We start from the raw sequence: 23,407 nt of genomic DNA, 5'->3' as shown, positions 1-23,407 counted from the left end.
GATCTATGGGTGATGGCGTGCCTTTTGTAGAATGAACCGGCGAGTTACGTTCCCATGCAAGGTTAAGGCGAGAAGCCGTAGCCGCAGCGAAAGCGAGTCTGAATAGGGCGATTTAGTATGTGGGCGTAGACCCGAAACCGTGTGATCTACCCCTGTCCAGGGTGAAGGTGCGGTAACACGCACTGGAGGCCCGAACCCACGTATGTTGAAAAATGCGGGGATGAGGTGGGGGTAGCGGAGAAATTCCAATCGAACTCGGAGATAGCTGGTTCTCCCCGAAATAGCTTTAGGGCTAGCCTCGGAATGAAGAGTCGTGGAGGTAGAGCACTGATTGGGTGCGGGGCCCGCAAGGGTTACCAAGCTCAGTCAAACTCCGAATGCCATAGACTTATATCCGGGAGTCAGACAGTGAGTGCTAAGATCCATTGTCAAAAGGGAAACAGCCCAGACCATCAGCTAAGGTCCCCAAGTGTGTGTTAAGTGGGAAAGGATGTGGAGTTGCACAGACAACCAGGATGTTGGCTTAGAAGCAGCCACCATTTAAAGAGTGCGTAATAGCTCACTGGTCGAGTGACTCTGCGCCGAAAATGTAACGGGGCTAAACACACCACCGAAGCTATGGCTTGATGCTTGCATCAGGGGTAGGGGAGCGTTGTATGTAGGTTGAAGGTGTACCGTAAGGAGCGCTGGACAGCATACAAGTGAGAATGCCGGTATGAGTAACGAAAAGATCAGTGAGAATCTGATCCGCCGAAAGCCCAAGGTTTCCTGAGGAAGGCTCGTCCGCTCAGGGTAAGTCGGGACCTAAGGTGAGGCCGAAAGGCGTAATCGAAGGACAACAGGTTGAAATTCCTGTACCACCGTAAACCGTTATGAACGATGGGGTGACGCAGGAGGGTAGTGACGCGGACTGATGGATGTCCGTCCAAGCAGTGAGGCTGATGTGTAGGCAAATCCGCACATCATTAAGGCTGGGCTGTGATGGGGAGTGAAAATTATAGTAGCGAAGGTCATGATCTCACACTGCCAAGAAAAGCCTCTAGTCAGGTGAAGGTGCCCGTACCGCAAACCGACACAGGTAGGCGAGAAGAGAATTCTAAGGCGCGCGGAAGAACTCTCGTTAAGGAACTCGGCAAAATGACCCCGTAACTTCGGGAGAAGGGGTGCCTCGGTAGGGTGAATAGCCCGAGGGGGCCGCAGTGAAAAGGCCCAAGCGACTGTTTAGCAAAAACACAGGTCTGTGCGAAGCCGTAAGGCGAAGTATACGGGCTGACGCCTGCCCGGTGCTGGAAGGTTAAGGGGAGCGGTTAGGGGTTAAACCCGAAGCTGTGAACCGAAGCCCCAGTAAACGGCGGCCGTAACTATAACGGTCCTAAGGTAGCGAAATTCCTTGTCAGGTAAATTCTGACCCGCACGAATGGCGTAACGACTTGGGCGCTGTCTCAACGAGAGATCCGGTGAAATTTTAATACCTGTGAAGATGCAGGTTACCCGCGACAAGACGGAAAGACCCCATGGAGCTTTACTGCAGCTTGATATTGGATTTGGGTACGATCTGTACAGGATAGGTGGGAGCCTTTGAAGCATGAGCGCCAGCTTGTGTGGAGGCGACGTTGGGATACCACCCTGATCGTATCTAGGTTCTAACCTGGTACCGTAATCCGGTACGGGGACAGTGTCAGGCGGGCAGTTTGACTGGGGCGGTCGCCTCCTAAAGAGTAACGGAGGCGCCCCAAGGTTCCCTCAGAATGGTTGGAAATCATTCGAAGAGTGCAAAGGCATAAGGGAGCTTGACTGCGAGACCTACAAGTCGAGCAGGGACGAAAGTCGGGCTTAGTGATCCGGTGGTACCGCATGGAAGGGCCATCGCTCAACGGATAAAAGCTACCCTGGGGATAACAGGCTTATCTCCCCCAAGAGTCCACATCGACGGGGAGGTTTGGCACCTCGATGTCGGCTCATCGCATCCTGGGGCTGAAGTAGGTCCCAAGGGTTGGGCTGTTCGCCCATTAAAGCGGTACGCGAGCTGGGTTCAGAACGTCGTGAGACAGTTCGGTCCCTATCTGTCGTGGGCGTAGGAAATTTGAGAGGAGCTGTCCTTAGTACGAGAGGACCGGGATGGACGTACCGCTGGTGCACCAGTTGTTCCGCCAGGAGCATGGCTGGGTAGCTACGTACGGAAGGGATAAGCGCTGAAAGCATCTAAGCGTGAAGCCCCCCTCAAGATGAGATTTCCCAGTATGTAAGACCCCTTGAAGACGACGAGGTAGATAGGTTGGAGGTGGAAGTGCAGCAATGCATGGAGCTGACCAATACTAATCGGTCGAGGGCTTATCCAAAAAACACCCCAAAAAGTGAAGCAAAGCTTTGAAGCGGATGCCGATTACTTTTCGGGGACCCCGATACCACATCGGGTGAATGCTACGGATTCTAATGTGCTGCAAATTCGTTTCGTATCTAGTTTTCAGGTGATCAAGCATCTGAACCGTTTGGTGGCGATGGCGGAAGGGTTCCACGCGTTCCCATACCGAACACGACCGTTAAGCCTTCCAGCGCCGATGGTACTTGGACCGAAGGGTCCCGGGAGAGTAGGACGTCGCCAAGCGAAAAACCACTGTCGATGTAATCGATGGTGGTTTTTATTTGTTTATGGGACTTTTGATGCTTTGCCGTATTAAGAGGTCCAACGCTTAAAATAGCACCAAACGTAAGTGCCAGCGGCTTTTCTGTTATATAACATGATCATAAAATTGACGTAAACAGATGAAGATTTTGTTACCGATACCACACCGAAAATCAGTATAATAGAATTAGGCATAATCGGGTAAGTGTTTACCGATTTACGCAGGCTATAGGAATGAAGGCCTGATTGGAAGGTTCTCCATTAACCAACCAACTATGAATACTCATCTGGAGACCGGTTATTGTGGGGGAAGGAGGACAATGACATGTTGCGTAAAAGTGGTCTGCATGTGGCAGGAATGATCTGTGCGGGTACGATACTGTTAATCGGATCCGGATGCGGGGCATCCACGGAACCAAGCTGGAAATCCTTTGACGGGGCAGCGAATGTGAAATCATTCCCGGTTCCGAAGGAAGCGAATAAAACGGAGCAGACGACAGGCAATAGTGACTTGGATTATGTACGCTATGCGCTTCCAGGCTTGAAGGAAGACGACAGTATTCCTGAGCCTTACTTGGATGAAATCGAGTCCTGGGGATGGAAGCAGAAGGAAGTTGAAGACAACGGGTCTTCGTTAGTGTTTGAAAAAGGTAAAAGTATCGTCCACCTGTCGGTGCAAGACGATTTTCTCATAATCACGGTTCCTACTCAGCTTAAGAAACAAGTCATACAAGGATTGGAAAGCAATAAAGCGAATGAATAAAGACCTCTTCCGGCTTCGGAATGAGGTCTTTATTTCATGTACCAGAGAATATGGTTACAACGCTATGTAATAAATTCAAACACGAAAAATCCTTTACTTTATTGCTGGTAGTATGAGATATCCTGCTCATTCATTTTTAACATCCCGTCTTTGCGCTGACCGCTCAGGCGCAGCATGGTATAAGCTCGGGGAAGAAGCAGCCATAGATGCCAGAACACAATCGCAATGGCAAACGGCAGCGATGACCAGAAGGCCATGATAGCGCTTAAGACTATCCCTACCCAACAGGTATAGAACTGCACCAACATGAATACGCGACGACTGACATGTTGATCTGGGATATAACCAAGCCAAGGCAGCCTCAGCCTGAAGCGCCAGCGCTTCCGATAGCCTGTTCCCAGAAGGACAAGCACGGTATGACCGATAACGTACTGGATCCATAACATAAGCGGAAAAGCGATGAGCATATAGAGCAGAATGTACGGAGACACCCATAGGGTCCCTGCAGCTGCAGCAAGCCAAGGCAGACTTAAGTAGAGGATGAGCAAGCTTTTGGAAAACTGGATTTTCTTGATTAAGCGGTAGTGATAAAAGGTGGCTTGACCGTGTGGATCTGCCATTGGGCTATGCCGTCCCCCTTTAAATAGAAGATAAATTTCGATAGACGAGAAGTTTTAGTCTTTTATGTTTTTATCGGACAAAATCATATTTTTATTAAGCTGAAAAAAAAGGTACAGACACAAGGCCATCAAGGGGTACATATAAATAAAGCGTAGAAAGATATCCTATGAAAAGGTTTAAAATAATAGAAACTGTGTCATACTAATAGGAAAAGGATCAAGGTGGGATGGTTATGGAAGAATTGACCGAACACGTGTGTATCATATGCAATCAGTCGAAGACCGATGGAATCACCATTGTATCGCAATTCGTATGCGAGGAATGTGAATCGGAAATCGTCCATACCAGTGCGGAAGATGCCAAATATCATTTTTTTATCCGTCAATTAAAACAGATTGCGATGCCGAAGAATGCATAGGCGCGGGTACGCGTGTTAAATGGGCCTGAAGTAAGGGCCTTTTTTTGTTTAGAGAGGATTTTCAGGGCATGGAAACGTAGGCGTAGGTTTCAATTTGCGTTAAAATAGGTTAGAGAATGTAATCCGAAGGGATATGTCGATGACTACACATAGAGAGCGTGCCCCACTTACTGAAGCTTTAAGGTTATACCGGGAACGCGGGGCTTCATCTTTTCATGTACCCGGCCATAAGAACGGCAGGGCATACGGGGCAGAAGGTGACGCAGCGGAGATGCTGCGAGAGGCGATGCGCATCGATGTGACGGAAATTACCGGAACCGATGATTTATTTCATCCGGAAGGCGTGATTCAGGAAGCGCAGGAGCTGGCTGCCGATTGTTTTGGCGCCGAAGAAAGCTTTTTTCTGGTGGGCGGAAGCACGGCCGGCAATCTGGCGCTGATCCTGACGGTATGCCGTGAGCCGGGCGATCTCGTGCTGGTGCAGCGGAACGTACATAAGTCCGTGTTGAACGGATTGATGCTGGCCGGTGCAAGGGCGGTGTTTCTTCAGCCGGAGCTGGACAAGCAGAGCGGTTTAGCCGTTGCCCCATCAGAAGCTACGCTGACAGCGGCTCTTGAGGCCTTCCCTGAGGCCAAGGGAGCGATCATCACGATGCCGAACTATTACGGGATGGGGAGCGACATAAGGCCGCTGGCGGAGGCCTGCCATAAGCGCGGAGTGCCGCTGCTGGTGGACGAAGCGCACGGAGCGCATTACGGGCAGCATCCACAGCTGCCGATGAATGCTTTGTCATGCGGCGCGGACGGCGTGGTCCAATCCACGCACAAGATGTTAGCCGCAATGACGATGGGAGCCATGCTGCATGTACAGGGCGGGCTGCTCGACCGGAGCCTGCTGCGCCAGCGGCTGGCGATGGTGCAAAGCTCCAGCCCCTCGTACCCGCTCATGGCTTCGCTGGATCTGGCACGGCGCCTGCTGCACACGCAGGGCGCAGGCGCCTTCACGGCTGGCCTGGCCGCCGTGGATGCCTTCCGGCGCGGCCTCGCGAAGCTGCCGCGCTTCGGGCTGCTGCAGCCGCCGCAGCCCATGGAAGGCGCCGCGGGCACATCCGCCGCGGCGTACACCCGCCAGGACCCGTTCAAGGCGGTCATTTATGACCGCACCGGGGCCCTTAGCGGGTATGCACTACAGCGCGCACTGGAGGCGCACGGCTGCGTGCCGGAGATGAGTGACGAGCTGCGCGTCGTCTTATTGTTTACATTGGGATCGACCCGCGAAGATGCGAATCACGTCTTATGGGCTCTTGTGCATATTGTAGAGCAGGGGGAGAAGACAGATGAGACCGGAATGGAACCAGGCACTGCTGCGGAAAATACGGAATTACTGATCCGGAAATTGCGGGAACAGGGGGATTTCGCGAGGTACGAGCGGCCGGGGATCCACTTGAATGAGGGCTCTTCTCACTTCAATGTCGATGCTAACTTGTTAACTGAAGAAAATTCGGTCTCCGATGTTTCCACGTGGAACAATTTGCTGCGACAGGCTCCATATTCAGCTCCAGTCCCTTTCTCGCTTAAGCCGATTGACAAGGAGCGATTGGAATCGGTGCCGCTAGCAAAGAGCGCCGGGCGAAAGGCGGCCGAGATGGTTATTCCGTATCCGCCAGGCATTCCGATATTATACCCCGGCGAAGACATAACAGCAGAAATGGAACAGAGAATGCTGGCATTGAGGATGGCCGGGGCCAAGTGTCAAGGAATAACCGATCCCACGCTGCAAACCATTGTCGTTTACAAGGAAACGTAAAGGATGGAAACCTCCGTTATGCGCCGGTACGTAAAACTTGGGGCATATGATCAACAAATGATGAAAGCAGGATACGCTATGAATAATCGCAGACCACTATTTATTACCGTAGAAGGAGGAGAAGGTTCCGGTAAGACGACCATGATGGGCAGACTCGCTGCCTTTATGCAGAATCATTCGATCCCGTATCTGATTACCCGCGAGCCCGGAGGCATAGACATCGCCGAGAAGATCCGCTCCATTATTCTGGATCCGGAGCACACCGCGATGGATGCACGCACAGAAGCATTGTTATACGCGGCAGCCCGCCGCCAGCATCTTGTGGAGAAGGTGGAGCCGGCATTAAGGCAGGGATTGACCGTCCTATGCGACCGATTCGTGGACAGCAGCCTGGTTTACCAGGGGTATGCGCGAGGATTGGGCATGGAAGAGGTATGGAGCATCAATCAGTTCGCCATTGATACCCGGATGCCGGATCTGACGCTGTTATTCGATATCGAGCCGAGGATCGGCCTGTCAAGGATCGCGGCGAATGCAGAACGGGAATGGAATCGACTGGATATGGAGAACCTGACATTTCACGAGAAAGTTAGGGAAGGCTATCTATTGGTAGCAGAGCGTAATCTGGATCGAATTCGCATCGTGGATGCTTCCAAGACGCCCGCGCAGGTCGAAAGGGAAATGAATCGTCACTTGGAAGACGCGATATTAAAGGATTTTTGAGGTTGTTTGTCAAATAAGTAGTGTTAAGGGCATACGATGCCCAAAATAAACAAGGAGGGTTTACCATGAAATTGATTGTTGCGATTGTCCAGGATAAAGATAGCAACCGTCTCTCCGCCGCATTGGTCAAAGCTAACTTTCGGGCGACAAAGCTTGCAAGTACGGGCGGCTTTCTGAAGGCGGGGAACACCACCTTTATGATTGGGGTAGACGATTCACAGGTTGAAAGTGTGCTCAGCGTCATTCGCACAAGCTGTAAGGTCCGCGAACAGCTGGTCACTCCGGTAACCCCTATGAGCGGTACAACCGATTCCTATTTGCCGCTTCCGGTTGAAGTGCAGGTTGGCGGCGCAACGGTATTTGTACTCCCTGTAGAACGTTTCGAGCATTTCTAAATTCATTCTCTAGATCTGCGATAGATACGTAACGGATGTTTTTATTGGGATATTTGACGGCTGTGTTCTCCTGTATTGAAAGTCTTCTGAACCACTTCTGTATCATAATAAAAATAGTTACCGTAGATCGCTGCAATCGGGAGATGATCTTTCATAAATGGATATTGTAGATGGACTCCGGATCAAGCACCCCGTATTTCGATCATTGTCGGCGAATCGCTTGACAAGATAACCATTTCAAGGTACGTTCACGTGAGGCATAGGTTGTTCGATATGAACGTACCAGATGCCTCCGTTTTATTAGATGCAACAAATAACGCAATAGGCGGTGGATTCAGGTGAAGATCAATCCGGGCTTTCGGCCCATGAAAAGCGAAATCACGGTGCCGGATGGCAACGCCAGACCGATTCAGAAGCGATCGTTCTCGGATATGATGCAGCAGCAGGGAGAACGTGCGACCCATGAAGAGCTGAGTCGTCAAATGCGTGAAATTGCAATGCAAGGGGATCGTTTGGCCAAAGCAATGACCGTCCGGGAGTTAAAGGCATATAAATTGATGGTTCGCCGCTTCCTGGAAGAAACGGTTCGTCGCGGCGTAAAAATGAAGGAAACGCGAGGCTGGGACCGCAGGGGGCGCGGCAAGCGCTATAACGTAATCGATGAGGTCGATTCGGCGCTGCTCGAGATGGCGGATGAGCTGCTGGATACGGAACAGGGGAGAATTGATCTGCTGAACAAGGTAGGGGAAATCCGGGGCATGCTGATCAATCTTGTATTCTAGCCGCAAGCGTAAGAAAGTTTACTTGAAATGATGGACTGTTCCGTCATAGAGGATCATGAAGGATTGGTAGAAGGTGAGGACATATGTCTTTTAACGATATCGTAGGTCAAGAGACTGCGAAGCAACTGCTGCAAAATGCCTTGCGCCGTAATGCTGTCAGTCATGCCTATCTGTTTAGCGGCCCGAACGGTGCCGGACAGATGCAGACGGCGCTTACGTTTGCCAAGGCATTGTTTTGTACGGAACGGGAAGACGATGCTTGCGGGCAATGTTTGGAATGCCGCAAGGTGGAGCACGGCAACCATCCGGATCTGACGATGGTCGAGCCGGATGGGGCCAGCATCAAGATCGATCAGATCCGCGATCTTCAGCGGATATTCTCCTATCGATCGGAGAATCGGAACCCCAAGGTATATATTATTGACCGTGCGGAGAAGATGACCACGCAGGCAGCCAACAGCCTGCTGAAATTTCTTGAGGAGCCGCAGGCGCCTGCCGTCGCCATACTGATTGCCGAGAATGGACAAGCCCTTCTGCCCACCATTCAATCGCGATCGCAGTTAGTCCCGTTTCGGGCACTCGATCCGCAGATGATGGAAAAGGTCCTTGTAGGTGAGGGCTATCCTGCCGCGCTTGTACGCTGTGCCGTTCATCTGGCATCCGGGCTTGACGAGTGCAGGAAAATATTGAATGAGAATTGGTTTGCAGAAATTAGAAACGTAGTGTTACAATTAGGGAAGGAGTCTTTGAACCGTAGCGGCTCTGCGATGATCACCGCGAGTCAAAAAGTGTTCAAAACCGAACTCTCCGATCATCTGGACTTATTGTTCAGTATGTTTCATTTATGGTTTAAGGACATGATCCATGTCCAGTATGGAAGGAAAGAGTCTCTCGTTTTCATAGATCAGGCAGAGAATATCTCTGGTCATGCATCAGCCCGCAGCACAGCACAGTGGGTGTCATACATGGATTTGGCCGCAGAGTGTCAGAAGAAGTTACGCTATAATGTCAATGGACAGCTCAGTTTAGAGCAGTTATTGATGGGTTTGGGCGGTAACACTCCGGCGTGAGCACACCCCCCAGGCCCGAAGAATGGCCAATATGTACAGGCACAAGGGGGTTTATTTTTGTACAGTGTAGTAGGTGTCCGCTTTAAGAAAGCGGGCAAAATATATTACTTTGATCCGCTCGACCTCCCCGTGGAGAAGGAACAATCCGTAATTGTGGAAACCGCGAGAGGGATCGAGTATGGTCAAGTTGTGATAGGAAAGAAGGAGGTAGGTGAATCGGACGTTGTCCTTCCCCTTAAGAAGGTCATTCGTATCGCTGGTGACTCCGATGCCCGTGTGGTTGAAGAGAACAAACAAGCGGCGAAGGATGCATTCACCACCTGTTTAAATAAAATTCGGGATCACGAACTGAAAATGAAGCTGGTCGACGTGGAATTTACCTTTGACCGAAACAAAATCATTTTCTACTTCACGGCGGAAGGCCGTGTGGATTTCCGTGAACTGGTTAAGGATCTGGCCAGCATATTCCGAACAAGAATCGAACTTCGCCAGATTGGAGTTCGCGATGAAGCCAAAATGCTCGGCGGTCTTGGACCTTGTGGACGCGTACTGTGCTGTTCCTCATGGCTTGGTGATTTTGAGCCGGTATCGATCAAGATGGCAAAGGATCAAAGCCTATCGCTCAATCCGACTAAAATTTCCGGGCTATGCGGAAGATTGATGTGCTGCCTGAAGTTTGAGCATGATAATTATGAAAGCGTGAAAGAAGAGCTTCCATCCGCTGGGAAACTGGTCGTTACTTCGCTTGGAGAAGGCAAAGTAGTCGGGCTCAATGCGGATAAGCGGACGGTTCATGTTCAGCTGTTTGAAATTGGAAAGGTCAAGGAACTTCCAATGGATGACGTTGTCATCAAATAGTCCAATAGAATGTTTATTTTCGGGGTGTAGACTTGGAGAAGAAAAACATTTTTGTGCTCATTCAAGAGTTGGAAACACAGATGGGACATATACACAGTGAACTGGGTGGACTTAAGCTGGTCATCAAGGAACTGCTGGAAGAGAACCATCGCCTCAGTCTTGAAAATGAACAGCTCCGGAAAATATTAAAGAGGGAAGTCAATCCGGCAGAATTGGAAAACCCAGTTGCTTTACAACCTCAACCTCATGTGAAGGATGAGGAACATGAAGATGTGGTCGGTGAGGGGTACGATAACCTGGCACGGCTGTATCATGAAGGCTTCCACATTTGCAATGTCTATTATGGACATCTGCGGACGGAAGGGGATTGCCTGTTCTGCTTGTCTTTTCTGAATAAATAAGAAGCCGTAGGGGAAATTGCCTACGGTTTTTTTCTAGAATCGAAAGGTTATACTGTAAGGATCGCTAGTGAGACATATGGCTGCTTGTCATGCAATGTGAAGAGCAGCCTTTTACGTATTTCATATCATCAGGCAAGGGTGGAAAGAGTTACACACCAAAGTAGCGGGGATATAACGAATTATAGAGATAAAGGGTTGAAACCATGAAATTGAAAGAAGTGTTACTGCAACCATCCGAGCGGATCGATGATCTGCTTACCCATGAGCTCGGCATCATTCAAAGCGAAGAGGTATTCAGCTTCTCCATGGACGCGGTCCTGCTTGCCAGGTTTGCCAGCATACCGCGCAGGGGCCGGATTCTGGATATGTGCACGGGTAACGGGGTAATTCCCATTCTGCTGTCGACACGTACAGGCGTGCCGATCGAGGGGATTGAAATTCAGCCCAGACTTGCGGATATGGCCAGACGGAGCGTAGCGATGAATGACCTTCAGGACCAGATCACGATCCATGAAGGCGATCTGCGAGAACTGTACAAGGAAAAGGGATATGGAGCGTATGACCTGATTACGGTCAACCCGCCTTATATGCCGATGAATGGCAGCGACTTGAAGCTGAATGAGCATCAGGCGATTGCGAGGCATGAAATTCACTGTACGCTTGAAGAAGTCATTGAGTCCTGTGCAAGGCTGCTCAAACAAGGCGGGAAGATGAGCATGGTTCATAAGCCTCTGCGGCTGGCGGAGATTATCACCCTGATGAGCAAATACCGGATTGAGCCCAAGGTCATCCGATTTGTGCATCCGCGAGTGAAGATGGAAGCCAACATGGTCCTGATCGAGGGCATTCGGGATGGAAAGCCCGAGGTTCGGCTGAAGCCACCGCTGATTGTGTATGATGAGCAGGGGAATTACGGCCCGGATTTTATGGAAATTTACTATGGAACACATGAGGATGAGACAAAAGAATGAGAAATCTTGTGCAACAGAGTTATGCCGACCGGGGAGCGGGAAGTCCGGGTTCGCTGTATTTGGTGGGAACGCCGATCGGGAATTTAGAGGATATAACGTACCGGGCCGTACGCATCCTGCAGGAATGCGATATTATCGCTGCAGAGGATACGAGGCAGTCACGCAAGCTGCTGACCCATTTCGAAATTCCGGCTAAACCGCTGTTTAGTTATCACGAGCATAATAAGGCGGCAAGCGGTCCTGAAATCATACGTTATATAATAGAAGGAAAAAATGTGGCACTCGTCAGCGATGCCGGTCTGCCGGCGATTTCAGATCCTGGCAGTGATCTGGTTTCGCTTGCGATTGAGGCAGGAATTTCGGTCATTCCGATCCCGGGAGCCAATGCGGCGTTATCCGCCTTAATCGTGTCGGGTTTGCCGACCGAACGGTTTACGTTTATCGGTTTTTTGCCGCGGGAGCGCAAAGATATCGTCCAACAGCTGCAAGCTTTGCAATCGGCGCAGGGAACGTTATTATTTTATGAATCTCCGCATCGCGTGAAGAAGACGCTGGAGATCCTGCAGGAGGTACTGGGAAATCGGAAGGTGACCTTGGCACGGGAGCTCACCAAGCGCTACGAGGAATTTGTGCGCGGCAGCATTTCCGAATGCCTGGACTGGCTCACGGAGCATCCGCCGCTGGGCGAATATTGTTTGGTGGTGGAAGCCGGCAGTGCAGAAGAGGAGCAGAAAGAGAAAAATGCCTGGTGGCAGGAGCTTTCGCTGGAGGAGCATGTGGGGCACTATGAGCGGGAAGGACTAAGCCGCAAGGATGCCATGAAAAAAACCGCGGGTGATCGCGGCGTATCGAAAAGGGACATCTATAACGCACTCCTGACGGAGTCGTGAATATGGCTTGCTTGGCCCAAGGGGGATAAACAAAAAGCTCCACAAAGTGGACCCAAGCTTCGATGCTTATTCCAAATACTTTACGGGGACCCCAAAACATATAAATGGGATTAAAGAAAGGATACGCTTCACTGAAAACGTATAATTCTTTAATCCCAAAAAAAGACCCTCCTGCGGCCGGGTTCATAGCCGAGGAAGGCACCAAGGAGATATGAAAAAGGTTAGAATTAACAAAATGTAATAATGCTATTATATACTAAAAATCTTAATTTGTCACAGGTGTAGGGATTTCCGAGATACATTCATGGCAAACAATTTTACCTTTGAAGTAAGTGACGTTCTCAGCGTTACCACAGAAGATGCAGGCAGGCTCATATTTCTTAAGCATGATGCGTTCGCCGTCTACATAAATCTCCAATGCATCTTTCTCACCAATTCCGAGCGTGCGGCGCAACTCAATCGGAATGACGACCCGTCCAAGCTCATCGACTTTCCTTACAATTCCTGTTGATTTCATCATAACTTATAAATGCCCCTCTCGCCATAATTTAAAAAAGTCATAATTCGACATAGTTCTAGTTTTTATGTTATTTATAGTACCAACGATTCCCAAAACAGTCAACCTATATTTTTGAAAAATCGGAACCTGTTTACGAAAGTATAGTGAACAAAAGCCTTATATAGCAACGGAATTACCATAATCGAACCAATTTTTGCGGCGATTTTGGATTTGTCGATTTGGAAAGCGTGATTTTACGTTATTCGACACAGTTCGACACCAGATGTCAAAAGAAGTGTTTATCGGCTAAAACTAAAGAGTTAACGAGAAGGAGTTGAGATGAAATGCATTCACCCATTTCGGAAGAAAAAGTGTTTAAGGACCCCGTCCACAACTATATTCATGTACAGGACGACATCATTTGGCGGTTAATCGATACCCCGGAATTCCAGCGGCTTCGCCGGGTCAGGCAGTTGGGCACTTCTTTCCTGACCTTTCATGGAGCTGAGCACAGCCGATTCTCCCATTCTCTTGGAGTCTATGAAATTACGAGAAGAATCATCTCTCAATTCGAACGGAGAGGGTATTCCGATTGGCCTGCCGAGGAACGGCAAGTTGCGCTCTGCGCGGCGCTGCTGCATGATGTGGGGCACGGACCTTTTTCGCATTCCATAGAAGAAGCTTTTCATATGAACCACGAGGATTGGACATGCCGGATCCTGCTCGGAGATACTTGCGTCAATCGGGTACTTCAGGAGCTCGGTGCCGATTTTCCCGAGAAGGTCGCCTCCGTTATTAACAAAACCTACGATAAGCCAATTGTCATGAATCTGGTCACTAGTCCGCTGGATGCAGACCGGATGGATTATTTGCTAAGGGATGCTTACTATACGGGAGTCAATTATGGAACGATTGATATCGACCGAATCTTGCGGATGCTGCGGCCGTACCGCGATCGGGTCGTCGTGAAGGAATCGGGCATGCACGCGGTGGAGGATTATCTCATGTCGCGGTATCAGATGTACTGGCAGGTGTATTTTCATCCCGTCACCCGAAGCTCCGAAATCATCCTGCGCCAAATCTTTCGCCGGGCCAAGGAGCTGCATGACCGTGGATATGCTTTCCGTTTCATGATCGAACCGCTGCCTGCGCTGTTTTCGGGGAATATCGGCGTGAAACAATACCTGCGTCTTGATGAAGCCTTGATTCAAACGGCCTTTCTGCAATGGACGGAGGAGGAAGACCCGCTTCTTAGCGAATTATGCGGCCGTTTCATGCACCGAAAGCTCTACAAATACGTAGAAATCGACAACATCGATCTGGAAACCATCGACGGGATCCGCCAAGCGTTCCGCGCCGTGGGGCTGCATCCGGAATATGACCTGGAGATTGATTTTCCAACGGATCTTCCTTATGATAAGGTTCATTCCGATATGCCGCTTAACGAGAAACAGATTCTCCTTCTGGACCGGCATGACGAGCTGAGGGAAATCTCGGAGGTATCCGATATCGTACGCTCGATCAGCGGCATTCATAAAGGGCGGTACCATCTTTATTATCCGGAGGAGAAGGTGGGCCCGCTCCTGGGTCAAATGCCGGAGACGATAGCCGACGTTTTCAAACAACAGCATTAAATCAGGCAAAACAGGACAACCGTTAATCCCCTTGCATTCAACCAACTAATGGAAAATAGACGACATAGAAACGACAGGAAGGAGAGTGTGGATAGTATGCTGTTCGACACGCACACTCATATGGACGCTCCCCAATTCGACGAAGACCGGGAAGCTGCAATTCAGCGGGCGCTTGAAGCCGGCGTTACGCGGATGATCAATATCGGATTTAACCGGGAGACGATCCCGACCACGATGAAGCTGGCTGAGACTTATGATTTTATATATGCAGCGGTAGGCTGGCATCCTGTAGATGCGATCACCATGGAGGATCAGGACCTGGATTGGATCGCCTCTTTATGCAGTCACGATAAAGTGGTGGCAATCGGGGAGATCGGCTTGGACTATCATTGGGATACGTCCCCCAAGGAAGTGCAGCACCGCGTGCTTCGGCGCCAGATCGGGCTTGCCCGGGAATTGAACATGCCCATTGTCATTCATAACCGGGATGCGCATGAAGATATCGTTAACATTTTGCGTGAGGAAAAAGCCTCCGAGGTCGGCGGTGTCATGCATTCCTTCTCCGGAAGCTGGGAAACGGCCAAAATGTGCCTGGATATGGGATTCCATATCTCGTTTGGGGGACCGATTACGTTCAAGAATGCGAAGCAGCCCAAAGAGGTTTTGGCAAAGGTTCCGCTTGATCGATTATTGATCGAAACGGACGCGCCTTACCTGACACCCCATCCCTTCCGCGGGAAACGAAATGAGACCGCATATGTAAAATTGGTGGCGGAGGCGGCGGCCGAAATTAGAGGGTTGTCCTATGAGGAATTGGCCCAAATTACCACCAAAAATGCGCTGGAACGATTTGGTATTTAACGAAAACAAGAGAAAAAGCGATGAAAAAGGGAGCATTTTCGATTAATTAAAGTTTTTTAATCAGAAAAGGCGTTGATATTACAATATTTTAACCTTTTACTTGAGAAAATGTGGTTGAATGTCGCTTTACAACCTGCATACAAACAGGATATCATCTTTTCAGTGATAAGAAGCTGCGATGTGCAGATCGCAGCCGAATATTTCATGAACCGTCTCGCTTAATCTCCGAAATTCTGGAGAACGGGGGAACCGATACTGCGGTGCATACTGGTCTGGATGCACGAAGCTGTATTTGATTTCTTTTTCGGGTCTTTGGGGTGAATTTGAAGGATCTCGCCATGAGCGGGCATCCGGATATAGGGCGTCTCTCTTACGTCCGAACCCGACAGCTAACTCCGTAAGCGAAATAAGAGGGGAAATCTCGTGCATACCATTTCCATGATTTCATTCATCAGGAAGCCACGTTAGAGCCTCTAGTACTCTTTCAATGGCTTCTTTTATTTTTGAATAATGGAGACGGGTCCATCATACTCTTGGTAAACAGGAGGTGATGGCAGATGGACGGAAGACGGGAATTGACGCAGGGTGTAGATAGATAGCAGGGCGCCCTGTGAGAAAAATTGCTATAGTCACGTCAAATGCATTCATGCGTTTACCTAGACGGCGGGACTATGAAGGAGGATGGAATAGTGGGCATTTTTCAACCTGAAGAAACCCATGAATCACAATCATCCAGCATGTCTTACGCATTGAGATGGAAGCATGACAATTTGCGTCAACTGATGTTGCTCGGCGCCATGGGTGCCGTTACGGTATCACTTCTCATATCGTTGGTTGTACATGACCAGGCAGGCAAGGAAGTTCAGCTTGTCGTCGACGGCCGGGTCACTACGGTGGAAACACGTGGATCGTTGCTGCAGGAATTGCTGGATGAGCAAGCGATCACGTTGAGTCCCCAAGATCAAATTTCGATGCCCCTGAACGGCGCAATACGGGACGGAGACCGAATTATTATTGACAGAGCTATTCCAGTCAACGTTACGGTAGGCAGCAAAACCAAAACCATATTTACATCCCAGGATACAGTTGATCATGTACTCAAAGAGGCTGGCGTTACGATCCAGGGTGAAGATATAGTACAACCGTCGCAAGACACGAAGCTGACCAGCAATATGAATATCAATGTCGTTCGCGTCACGAAGCAAAAAGTTAAGGAAACGGAAGACCGCGAATTCCGCGTGATCAAGACGGCCGATCCATCGCTTGAAAAGGGCGATAACCGCGTCATTCAGCGGGGCGAGTCTGGTCTTATGGTGAACCATTACGAGAAGGTCTACCACAATGGAAAGCTGGTTTCCAAGACGAAGGTCTCCCAACAAATCGAACGCAGAACGAAGGATAAAATCATTGCCGTAGGCACGAAAAAAGTGGAGAAGCCTGTTATCGTCCAGGCGGCAGCCACCGATGTAAAAGCTACACCGGCTAAATTGTCCGGCACGAAAAAAGTAACGACCGCCAAGGCTGTGGAGAACAACGTGGTTTCCCGCGCAGGCGTTGATTTTAAATACAAGAAGGTATTGAACAACGTGTCGATGACCGCGTATTCCGCCGAACAGCAAGGAATCGGTACGCGTACCGCATCCGGCACACGCGTTACGGAAGGTCGCACCATCGCCGTTGATCCTAATATCATCCCGATCGGATGGTGGGTTTACATCGAAGGCATCGGCTTCCGCCGTGCTGAAGATACGGGCGGCGCCATCAAAGGCAACAAAATCGATGTCTATTACGATTCGTTGAAATCGGCCATGAATTTCGGCCGGAAGAGCGGCCGCACCGTTTACGTGATCGGTCCGGTTAAACCTGAATTGAACTAGACGCATGAATTCCAATTTACTTTGCCATTCTAATGCTATACTATTTAGCTTATAATATATGATGATCAAGAAGAGGGAATATTTCCTCTTCTTTTGTTTTGTTAAGACGGGAGTAATCAAGGCTAAACGGGTTGAGCCTTAACGTTGTACAGGCCTGCTCTGCTTGGGAAGGAAGAGAACGAACGCATGATTAAAGAAGTGATTGTCGTGGAAGGCAGGGACGATACCGTTGCCATTAAACGGGCCGTAGAAGCCGACACGATCGAAACCGGCGGTTCAGCGATCAACAAACAAATCCTGAAGCGCATAGCGCTTGCCCAGGAGCGCAGAGGCGTTATCATATTGACGGATCCTGACCATGCGGGTGAACGAATCCGCAAAATCGTGGATCAGGGCGTACCCGGTTGCAAGCACGCCTTCATTCCGGAAGCGGATGCTACCCGGAAAGGGGATATCGGCGTGGAGAATGCCTCGCCAGAGGCGATCCGGCGCGCGCTGGAGCGGGTTCACACGTCTTTTGAGGGTGGAGAGAGCCTGATCAGTTTGGAGGATATGCTGGAGGCAGGATTATCGGCTCACCCGGAGGCTGCGGCAAGACGGATGGCGATGGGTAATCTGCTGGGCATCGGATACTGCAACAGCAAGCAGTTCCATAAACGATTGGCCATGTTTCAAATATCGCGGGAAGAATTTCTGGCAGCACTTGCACAGCTGGAAGAAGGGGGCGTTTAGCTAATGAGTCGGATCGAGGATATATCAACACCAAGACGGACGAAGGAGATCATCTCGCGCCATGGATTCTCCTTCAAGAAGAGTCTGGGCCAGAACTTTCTCATCGATCAGAATATTTTGTATAAAATCGTGGAAGCTGCAGGACTGGATGAAGATAAAGGCGCGCTCGAGATCGGACCTGGCATCGGTGCACTGACGGAGAAGCTGGCACAGACGGCAGGAACCGTCACCGCGGTCGAAATCGATCAGCGCCTGATTCCCATCCTAAGGGAAGTCCTGGAGCCCTACGGGAACGTGAGGGTTCATCATGGGGATGTGCTGAAGGTGGATCTTCATGAGCTGTTCCGTCAGGATTTCGCGGACGTATCGAAGGTAAGCGTGGTTGCCAATCTGCCGTATTACGTGACGACGCCGATTCTCATGAAGCTGCTGGAGGAGAAGCTGCCGCTGGAGAACATCGTGGTGATGATTCAGAAGGAAGTGGCCGAACGGATGGCCGCTGCACCGGGAAGCAAGGATTACGGAAGTCTCAGCATTGCCGTTCAATACTACAGCGAGCCTAAGCTGGTCTGCATCGTGCCGCACACGGTGTTCATTCCGCAGCCGAACGTCGAGTCGGCCGTGATTCGCCTGGCGGTCCGGGAACAGCCGCCCGTCCGCGTGGAAGATGAACGATTCTTCTTCGAGGTGGTCCAGGCTTCATTTGCACAGCGACGGAAGACGATTGCCAACAATTTGAAGAGCCGGTTCTTCCCGGGTGAGGGACGTGAACGGCTGGAGCAGCTGCTGCAGGAAGCAGGGATCGAGCCTTCACGGCGCGGAGAGACGCTTAGCATTGAGGAGTATGCGCGGCTTAGCAACGTGCTGTTCGGCGCCAATATCCGTTGACGCAGCCGTTCAGGGAGTCTCTGGAGCTTACGGATTGCCTCCGCGCGATAAATTGGCGCTGAACAAGAACCAATAGTCACAGTAGCCCATACCATAGGGTAGGGGTGATGTTGTGATGAACTTGGGAGACTTGGTCGTTCGTAAATCCTACGGCGGCGATGTAACGTTCCGGGTAGAAGGCATGCGGCAAAATAACAATATCGTCATCAAAGGGACGGAATTCCGGTTACTGGCCGATGCTCCCGTTGATGATCTGGTTACGGTCCCGCATCCCACCTTAAGCGAACGAACAAAGCAGGCGCAGATCAAAGCCAATGAATCGCTGGACCGCCTGCAGAAGCAAAGACAGGAGCAGAGCGAGCGTCAACTGGCCAGCCTGCGGCATACTGAAGGCGGCCAGCTTGCGGATAAAGGATACTTTGACGTGCCGGGCAAGGTGCTGCATTTGGATGGAGATCCCCAATATCTGAAGAAGAGCATGACCTTGTACAACCAGCTTCGGGTCCCAGCGGAAGGCCATTATATCAATGAGTCGGGGATGGCCGATTCATTATATCGTCTTCTTCCGCGGGTAAGACCTGATATCGTTGTGATCACGGGGCATGATGGGGTTCTGAAGAGACGTCAGCCATACGATTTATATAGCCTGGACAGCTATAAGAATTCCCACAACTTCGTCACGGCGATTCAGGTGGCGCGTCAATATGAGCGGAACCTGGATTCCCTGGTCATCGTGGCCGGAGCGTGCCAATCGCATTTTGAGGCGCTGCTGCAGGCTGGAGCCAATTTTGCCAGCTCGCCGGGGCGAATCCTCATCCATGCGCTGGATCCCGTTTACGTCGCCGCTAAAGCGGCCTATACGTCGGTCCGGGATACCGTGAACATCCATGACGTGGTCCATCATACGATCAGCGGCAGCCAGGGCGTAGGCGGAATTGAGACGAGAGGCAGCTACCGGATCGGTCTGCCCAAGCTGCAGGATTTGTCCACCTTGAAGGTTACGCCTTCAGTCAGTTAGGCGCCTAATCCGTTCGATCAGAGGTCCAATAACCGCTGGACAATGAACCAAGAAGAACCCCACTCGCTGGGGTTTTTTTATTTTTCCTTTCCATTCGTTAAGAAAGTTGTCAAAAAAATTACATAAAGCTTGTCAATTTAGCACATATTAAAGCAAATGAGCGCGAGAATGGCAGGGTCAAAAAAAATACATTGACAATATATTTTTGATGCTGATATAATTAATGTTTTTGAATTGACAAATGATGTAATCTTCGGTATAATGGACAAGGAAAGAGGTGGTCGTCGACAATGGCTAAAAATGCGCTGTTGGAAATCAAACGCAGTCTCGATGCCCATTTAGGGCAAAAAATTACGCTTCGGGCAAACGGTGGCCGTCGGAAGACCGTCGAGCGTACTGGTGTTTTGGAAGAAACGTACCCTTCTGTTTTCATTGTGAAGCTGGACCAAGACCAGCAAACTTTTAAACGTGTGTCTTACAGTTATGCGGATATTTTGACCGAAACCGTGGAGATCATGGTCACCGGTGACGACAACGAGATGCGAATCACCTATATCAAGTCATAACGATACGTCATGAGAGCAGTCTCCGCTTACAGGGAGGCTGTTTTTTGTTGCCATCCTTCCGGAGGGATGACAAGGACGGGTTGAACGCATACTAAAGCTGCGCGAAGCTTATCCCAGCCGTTCTATACGCGGTGACGGAGACTTAAGCATGCGTAAGGCCCATGGAAGGCCGCTGCGTCGCGCAGGATGCTGTTCATGCCATACTCAATACATTTTCCAAGGAGGCGGGATTGATGAGCAGAAGAAGACGAAGCATCATGTCCGATCAATTGAAGACCGAATTGGCTAAAGAATTGGGATTCTACGACACCGTGGAAAAAGAGGGCTGGGGAGGCATTAAGGCCAAGGATGCCGGCAACATGGTAAAACGGGCGATTGAGCTCGCCGAGCGGGCAGCCCGCAAATCCGACCTGTAAGAGTATGGCTGCATCGCAGCAGGGTCTTCCGATTAAGCGGAAGGCCCTGTTTGTTTCATCTTTAGCTTCCTGACTCGCAGGAACAGCTTACGTTATGCGCGTCGATAGGCGTTTTTCTTAAAGCCGGTGCATCGTAAACGTCATCAAACGGTCCCATGACTTCAAAGCCTGAGTTTGATAATATAGAGGCATTAGATGTTTTTCCTCGAATATGTTAAGTTCAAGCATATGGGAAAAGCTAAGGATAGGTGAACGTTCTTGAAAATATACGAAAAAGCACCGGCCAAAATCAATTTGATGCTGGATGTACTCCATAAACGTCCTGACGGCTTTCATGAGGTAGAGATGGTCATGACGATGATCGACCTCGCCGATCGGCTCGAAATGTCCGAACAGAAGCGGGACACCATCATCATCACCTCGCAGGCAGGATACATACCGCTGGACGAGAAGAATTTGGCCTTTCAGGCAGCAAGACTAATCAAAGAGCGCTACGACGTGAAGAAGGGTGTACATATCCACCTGGACAAAAAAATTCCCGTTGCCGCGGGACTCGCAGGAGGCAGCAGCGATGCGGCAGCAACGCTGCGCGGCTTGAACCGCCTCTGGGGGCTCGGCATCCCCCAGCAGGAGCTGCTCGCGCTCGGTGCCGAGCTCGGCTCCGATGTGCCGTTCTGCGTGACTGGCGGCACGGCATTGGCTACGGGGCGCGGCGAAGTCCTCACGCCGATCCAGAATCCGCCGCAATGCTGGGTGATCGTGGCGAAGCCGCCGATCAATGTGTCGACGGCGGAGGTGTATGGCCGCTTGCGCAGCGAGCAAATTCAGTCCCATCCCTCGGCTGAGCGGATGGTGGACGCGCTGGCGCAGGGCAGCTTCCAGCAGATGTGCCAGTCGCTGGGCAACGTGCTGGAAGAAGTCACCTTGAAGATGCACCCGGAAGTTCAGCAGCTGAAGGAAGGTATGCTGAAATTGGGCGCTGACGGCGCGCTGATGTCCGGCAGCGGTCCTACCGTCTTCGGGCTGGTCTCCAAGGAATCCAAGGTGGCCCGGATTTACAATGGCCTTCGGGGCTTCTGCAAGGAAGTGTATGCCGTTCGCCTGCTCACTTAGAAACGGTTGGAATTGACAATTCGGGGGCGAATTGCAATCAAAGTTGTATAAATACGTACAAAAGTGTTATATTTAACATATAATATTCGGATTTAGCGAGGAACCCTAGGTGAAAAAATTAAAACGAAGCGAACGATTGGTCGATATGACCCAATATTTACTATCCAAACCGCATACGCTGATTCCGCTGACAACGTTCGCCGAGCGATATGGAGCAGCCAAGTCGTCCATTAGCGAGGATTTGGCGATCATTAAGGACGTATTTGAGAGCGAGGGGCTCGGAGAGCTTCAGACGCTGGCCGGCGCGGCCGGAGGGGTAAGGTACATTCCGAAGCTGCGCAGAGACCATGCCCTGCGCTTTGCGGAGGAGCTGTGCCAGCAGCTTCAGCAATCGGATCGGATTCTGCCGGGCGGCTACCTGTACATGTCCGATCTGCTCGGACAACCTACGCTCATGAACGAAGCGGGCAAGATCATTGCGACGGCATTCTCCGACCGGGAGATCGATGTGGTCATGACCGTGGAGACCAAAGGAATTCCGTTGGCCTATGCGACGGCGGCGCAATTGAACCTGCCGGTCGTACTAGTTCGCCGGGACCATCAAGTGACGGAGGGGTCGGCCGTAAGCATCAATTATGTGTCGGGCTCGCACAAGAGCATCCATACGATGTCTTTATCCCGCCGGGCGCTCAAGGAACGCTCCCGGGTCCTGATCGTGGACGATTTCATGAAGGCAGGAGGCACCATTCAGGGGATGGTCGATCTGCTGGGTGAATTTAATGCCGAAGTCGCAGGCGTCGGGGTCCTCGTGGAATCGGGATCGGTAGAAACCGAGGAAAGACTCCTGGAGGACTATATTTCACTCGCGGTTTTGAGCGACGTAGACTCCAAAACCAAGAGAATTACCGTCAAACCTGGTAATTATTTCGAAAACTAGGCACGCGGTTTTTGTCGATATAATAGCGTTTTCATTCGAATCGGCACGAAGTCTGTCGAAAATATCACATTCTAAAAAAAATTCCTGTTTTTAGGACATTTTGTAGTAGAAAAAAGAAGGATTTCGGGTTTGCTGTGTGGAATTATACACCAAGTCTCTGATGGAAAAAGGTGGTGAACACATATGCAAATTACGGATGTCAGACTCCGCCGTGTTAACTCTGAGGGGAGAATGAAGGCAATCGCATCCATTACCATCGATAATGAATTTGTCGTTCACGACATTCGCGTCATCGACGGAAACAATGGAATGTTTGTTGCAATGCCGAGCAAACGCACTCCTGACGGAGAGTTCCGCGACATTGCCCATCCCATTTCTTCCGGTACCCGCGAGAAGATTCAATCGGCTGTATTGGCCGAGTATGAGCGAGCGGCTACTGAAGAAGAAGTGATTGAAGAAGGCGCTTAAGTTTTATAATTGGGGTTCAAGGAAAAGAGAGCCATACCTATGGCTCTCTTTTCTTTTTTTGTAGAATGATATATAT

At 50.4% G+C, this 23,407-nt stretch carries 24 protein-coding genes, 2 rRNA genes and 1 riboswitch (1 of these 27 cut by a window edge); of the genes, 24 read left to right on the top strand and 2 right to left on the bottom strand.

Translation table 11 applies throughout. The features are described from left to right. From JNUCC32_RS25045 to JNUCC32_RS25035, 3 genes are all read left to right on the top strand, one after another. A 23S ribosomal RNA gene (locus tag JNUCC32_RS25045) occupies positions 1-2,339 on the top strand (it extends 589 nt beyond the left edge of the window). 149 nt (positions 2,340-2,488) lie between these two features. After that, a 5S ribosomal RNA gene (gene rrf / locus JNUCC32_RS25040) occupies positions 2,489-2,605 on the top strand. A 343-nt stretch (positions 2,606-2,948) separates the two neighbouring features. After that, complete coding sequence (locus tag JNUCC32_RS25035) at positions 2,949-3,386, top strand: hypothetical protein (protein WP_012818298.1); 438 nt, start codon at positions 2,949-2,951, stop codon at positions 3,384-3,386. A gap of 98 nt (positions 3,387-3,484) precedes the next feature. Here the strand turns inward: JNUCC32_RS25035 and JNUCC32_RS25030 are convergent, their stop codons facing one another. After that, a complete protein-coding gene (locus tag JNUCC32_RS25030; RefSeq protein ID WP_192570152.1) occupies positions 3,485-4,006 on the bottom strand; it encodes a hypothetical protein in 522 nt (173 codons plus the stop codon). Between the two features lie 233 nt (positions 4,007-4,239). Here JNUCC32_RS25030 and JNUCC32_RS25025 point away from each other — a divergent pair, with 233 nt between their 5' ends. The 10 genes from JNUCC32_RS25025 to rsmI all read left to right on the top strand — a co-directional run bounded on the left by JNUCC32_RS25025 (position 4,240) and on the right by rsmI (position 12,322). Then, positions 4,240-4,425: a sigma factor G inhibitor Gin gene (locus tag JNUCC32_RS25025; RefSeq protein ID WP_006207397.1), complete on the top strand. Its 186-nt coding sequence runs from the start codon at positions 4,240-4,242 to the stop codon at positions 4,423-4,425. 139 nt (positions 4,426-4,564) lie between these two features. Further along, entirely contained in the window at positions 4,565-6,232 is a 1,668-nt protein-coding gene (locus tag JNUCC32_RS25020) for an aminotransferase class I/II-fold pyridoxal phosphate-dependent enzyme (protein ID WP_192570151.1), read from the top strand. Positions 6,233-6,310: 78 nt separating this feature from the next. Further along, a complete protein-coding gene (gene tmk / locus JNUCC32_RS25015; RefSeq protein ID WP_192570150.1) occupies positions 6,311-6,955 on the top strand; it encodes a dTMP kinase in 645 nt (214 codons plus the stop codon). Positions 6,956-7,020: 65 nt separating this feature from the next. Next, entirely contained in the window at positions 7,021-7,350 is a 330-nt protein-coding gene (locus JNUCC32_RS25010) for a cyclic di-AMP receptor DarA (protein ID WP_006207400.1), read from the top strand. Positions 7,351-7,688: 338 nt separating this feature from the next. After that, on the top strand, positions 7,689-8,132 hold the full coding sequence (locus JNUCC32_RS25005) for a YaaR family protein (RefSeq protein WP_009591907.1): 444 nt from the start codon (positions 7,689-7,691) through the stop codon (positions 8,130-8,132). Between the two features lie 83 nt (positions 8,133-8,215). Further along, positions 8,216-9,202 carry a DNA polymerase III subunit delta' gene (holB, locus tag JNUCC32_RS25000; RefSeq protein WP_192570149.1) on the top strand — a complete coding sequence of 329 codons (987 nt, stop codon included), beginning with the start codon at positions 8,216-8,218 and terminating at the stop codon, positions 9,200-9,202. Positions 9,203-9,259: 57 nt separating this feature from the next. Continuing rightward, positions 9,260-10,060 carry a PSP1 domain-containing protein gene (locus JNUCC32_RS24995; protein WP_009591910.1) on the top strand — a complete coding sequence of 267 codons (801 nt, stop codon included), beginning with the start codon at positions 9,260-9,262 and terminating at the stop codon, positions 10,058-10,060. Positions 10,061-10,092: 32 nt separating this feature from the next. Next, a complete protein-coding gene (gene yabA, locus JNUCC32_RS24990) occupies positions 10,093-10,461 on the top strand; it encodes a DNA replication initiation control protein YabA (protein WP_009591928.1) in 369 nt (122 codons plus the stop codon). A 203-nt stretch (positions 10,462-10,664) separates the two neighbouring features. Beyond that, entirely contained in the window at positions 10,665-11,432 is a 768-nt protein-coding gene (locus tag JNUCC32_RS24985) for a tRNA1(Val) (adenine(37)-N6)-methyltransferase (RefSeq protein ID WP_192570148.1), read from the top strand. Continuing rightward, positions 11,429-12,322: a 16S rRNA (cytidine(1402)-2'-O)-methyltransferase gene (gene rsmI / locus JNUCC32_RS24980; protein ID WP_192570147.1), complete on the top strand. Its 894-nt coding sequence runs from the start codon at positions 11,429-11,431 to the stop codon at positions 12,320-12,322. Before JNUCC32_RS24985 ends, rsmI begins: the two co-directional genes overlap by 4 nt. Positions 12,323-12,587: 265 nt before the next feature. On the opposite strand, the gene JNUCC32_RS24975 is transcribed toward rsmI, so the two are convergent. After that, positions 12,588-12,842, bottom strand: coding sequence for an AbrB/MazE/SpoVT family DNA-binding domain-containing protein (locus JNUCC32_RS24975; protein ID WP_006207408.1), 255 nt, complete (start codon positions 12,840-12,842; stop codon positions 12,588-12,590). Positions 12,843-13,165: 323 nt separating this feature from the next. Here JNUCC32_RS24975 and JNUCC32_RS24970 point away from each other — a divergent pair, with 323 nt between their 5' ends. The 11 genes from JNUCC32_RS24970 to spoVG all read left to right on the top strand — a co-directional run bounded on the left by JNUCC32_RS24970 (position 13,166) and on the right by spoVG (position 23,331). Then, complete coding sequence (locus tag JNUCC32_RS24970; RefSeq protein ID WP_145041189.1) at positions 13,166-14,455, top strand: HD domain-containing protein; 1,290 nt, start codon at positions 13,166-13,168, stop codon at positions 14,453-14,455. Between the two features lie 96 nt (positions 14,456-14,551). Then, positions 14,552-15,316: a TatD family hydrolase gene (locus tag JNUCC32_RS24965; protein ID WP_192572725.1), complete on the top strand. Its 765-nt coding sequence runs from the start codon at positions 14,552-14,554 to the stop codon at positions 15,314-15,316. 205 nt (positions 15,317-15,521) lie between these two features. Continuing rightward, a riboswitch (cyclic di-AMP (ydaO/yuaA leader) is annotated at positions 15,522-15,736 on the top strand. A gap of 269 nt (positions 15,737-16,005) precedes the next feature. After that, complete coding sequence (locus JNUCC32_RS24960) at positions 16,006-17,193, top strand: resuscitation-promoting factor (RefSeq protein ID WP_012818308.1); 1,188 nt, start codon at positions 16,006-16,008, stop codon at positions 17,191-17,193. A gap of 186 nt (positions 17,194-17,379) precedes the next feature. Next, a complete protein-coding gene (gene rnmV, locus JNUCC32_RS24955; protein WP_036661712.1) occupies positions 17,380-17,925 on the top strand; it encodes a ribonuclease M5 in 546 nt (181 codons plus the stop codon). A 3-nt stretch (positions 17,926-17,928) separates the two neighbouring features. Next, the gene (gene rsmA, locus JNUCC32_RS24950; protein WP_192570146.1) at positions 17,929-18,813 is read left to right on the top strand and encodes a 16S rRNA (adenine(1518)-N(6)/adenine(1519)-N(6))-dimethyltransferase RsmA; all 885 of its coding nucleotides are present in this window, start codon (positions 17,929-17,931) and stop codon (positions 18,811-18,813) included. A gap of 115 nt (positions 18,814-18,928) precedes the next feature. Then, entirely contained in the window at positions 18,929-19,831 is a 903-nt protein-coding gene (gene yabG / locus JNUCC32_RS24945) for a sporulation peptidase YabG (protein ID WP_012818311.1), read from the top strand. A 290-nt stretch (positions 19,832-20,121) separates the two neighbouring features. Beyond that, positions 20,122-20,397, top strand: coding sequence for a biofilm formation stimulator Veg (gene veg / locus JNUCC32_RS24940; protein ID WP_006207415.1), 276 nt, complete (start codon positions 20,122-20,124; stop codon positions 20,395-20,397). A gap of 233 nt (positions 20,398-20,630) precedes the next feature. Continuing rightward, on the top strand, positions 20,631-20,813 hold the full coding sequence (locus tag JNUCC32_RS24935) for a small, acid-soluble spore protein, alpha/beta type (RefSeq protein WP_009591920.1): 183 nt from the start codon (positions 20,631-20,633) through the stop codon (positions 20,811-20,813). A gap of 258 nt (positions 20,814-21,071) precedes the next feature. After that, entirely contained in the window at positions 21,072-21,926 is an 855-nt protein-coding gene (ispE, locus tag JNUCC32_RS24930) for a 4-(cytidine 5'-diphospho)-2-C-methyl-D-erythritol kinase (protein ID WP_192570145.1), read from the top strand. A gap of 109 nt (positions 21,927-22,035) precedes the next feature. Next, positions 22,036-22,863: a pur operon repressor gene (purR, locus tag JNUCC32_RS24925; protein WP_012818313.1), complete on the top strand. Its 828-nt coding sequence runs from the start codon at positions 22,036-22,038 to the stop codon at positions 22,861-22,863. Between the two features lie 183 nt (positions 22,864-23,046). Next, positions 23,047-23,331 carry a septation regulator SpoVG gene (gene spoVG / locus JNUCC32_RS24920; protein WP_006207419.1) on the top strand — a complete coding sequence of 95 codons (285 nt, stop codon included), beginning with the start codon at positions 23,047-23,049 and terminating at the stop codon, positions 23,329-23,331. Positions 23,332-23,407 lie beyond the last annotated feature (76 nt).

It is taken from the genome of Paenibacillus sp. JNUCC32 (assembly GCF_014863545.1).
GTDB classification, from domain to species: domain Bacteria; phylum Bacillota; class Bacilli; order Paenibacillales; family Paenibacillaceae; genus Paenibacillus_AQ; species Paenibacillus_AQ lautus_A.
Note: the sequence above shows the minus strand (reverse complement) of the source record. Positions and strands in the feature narration are given on the sequence as shown.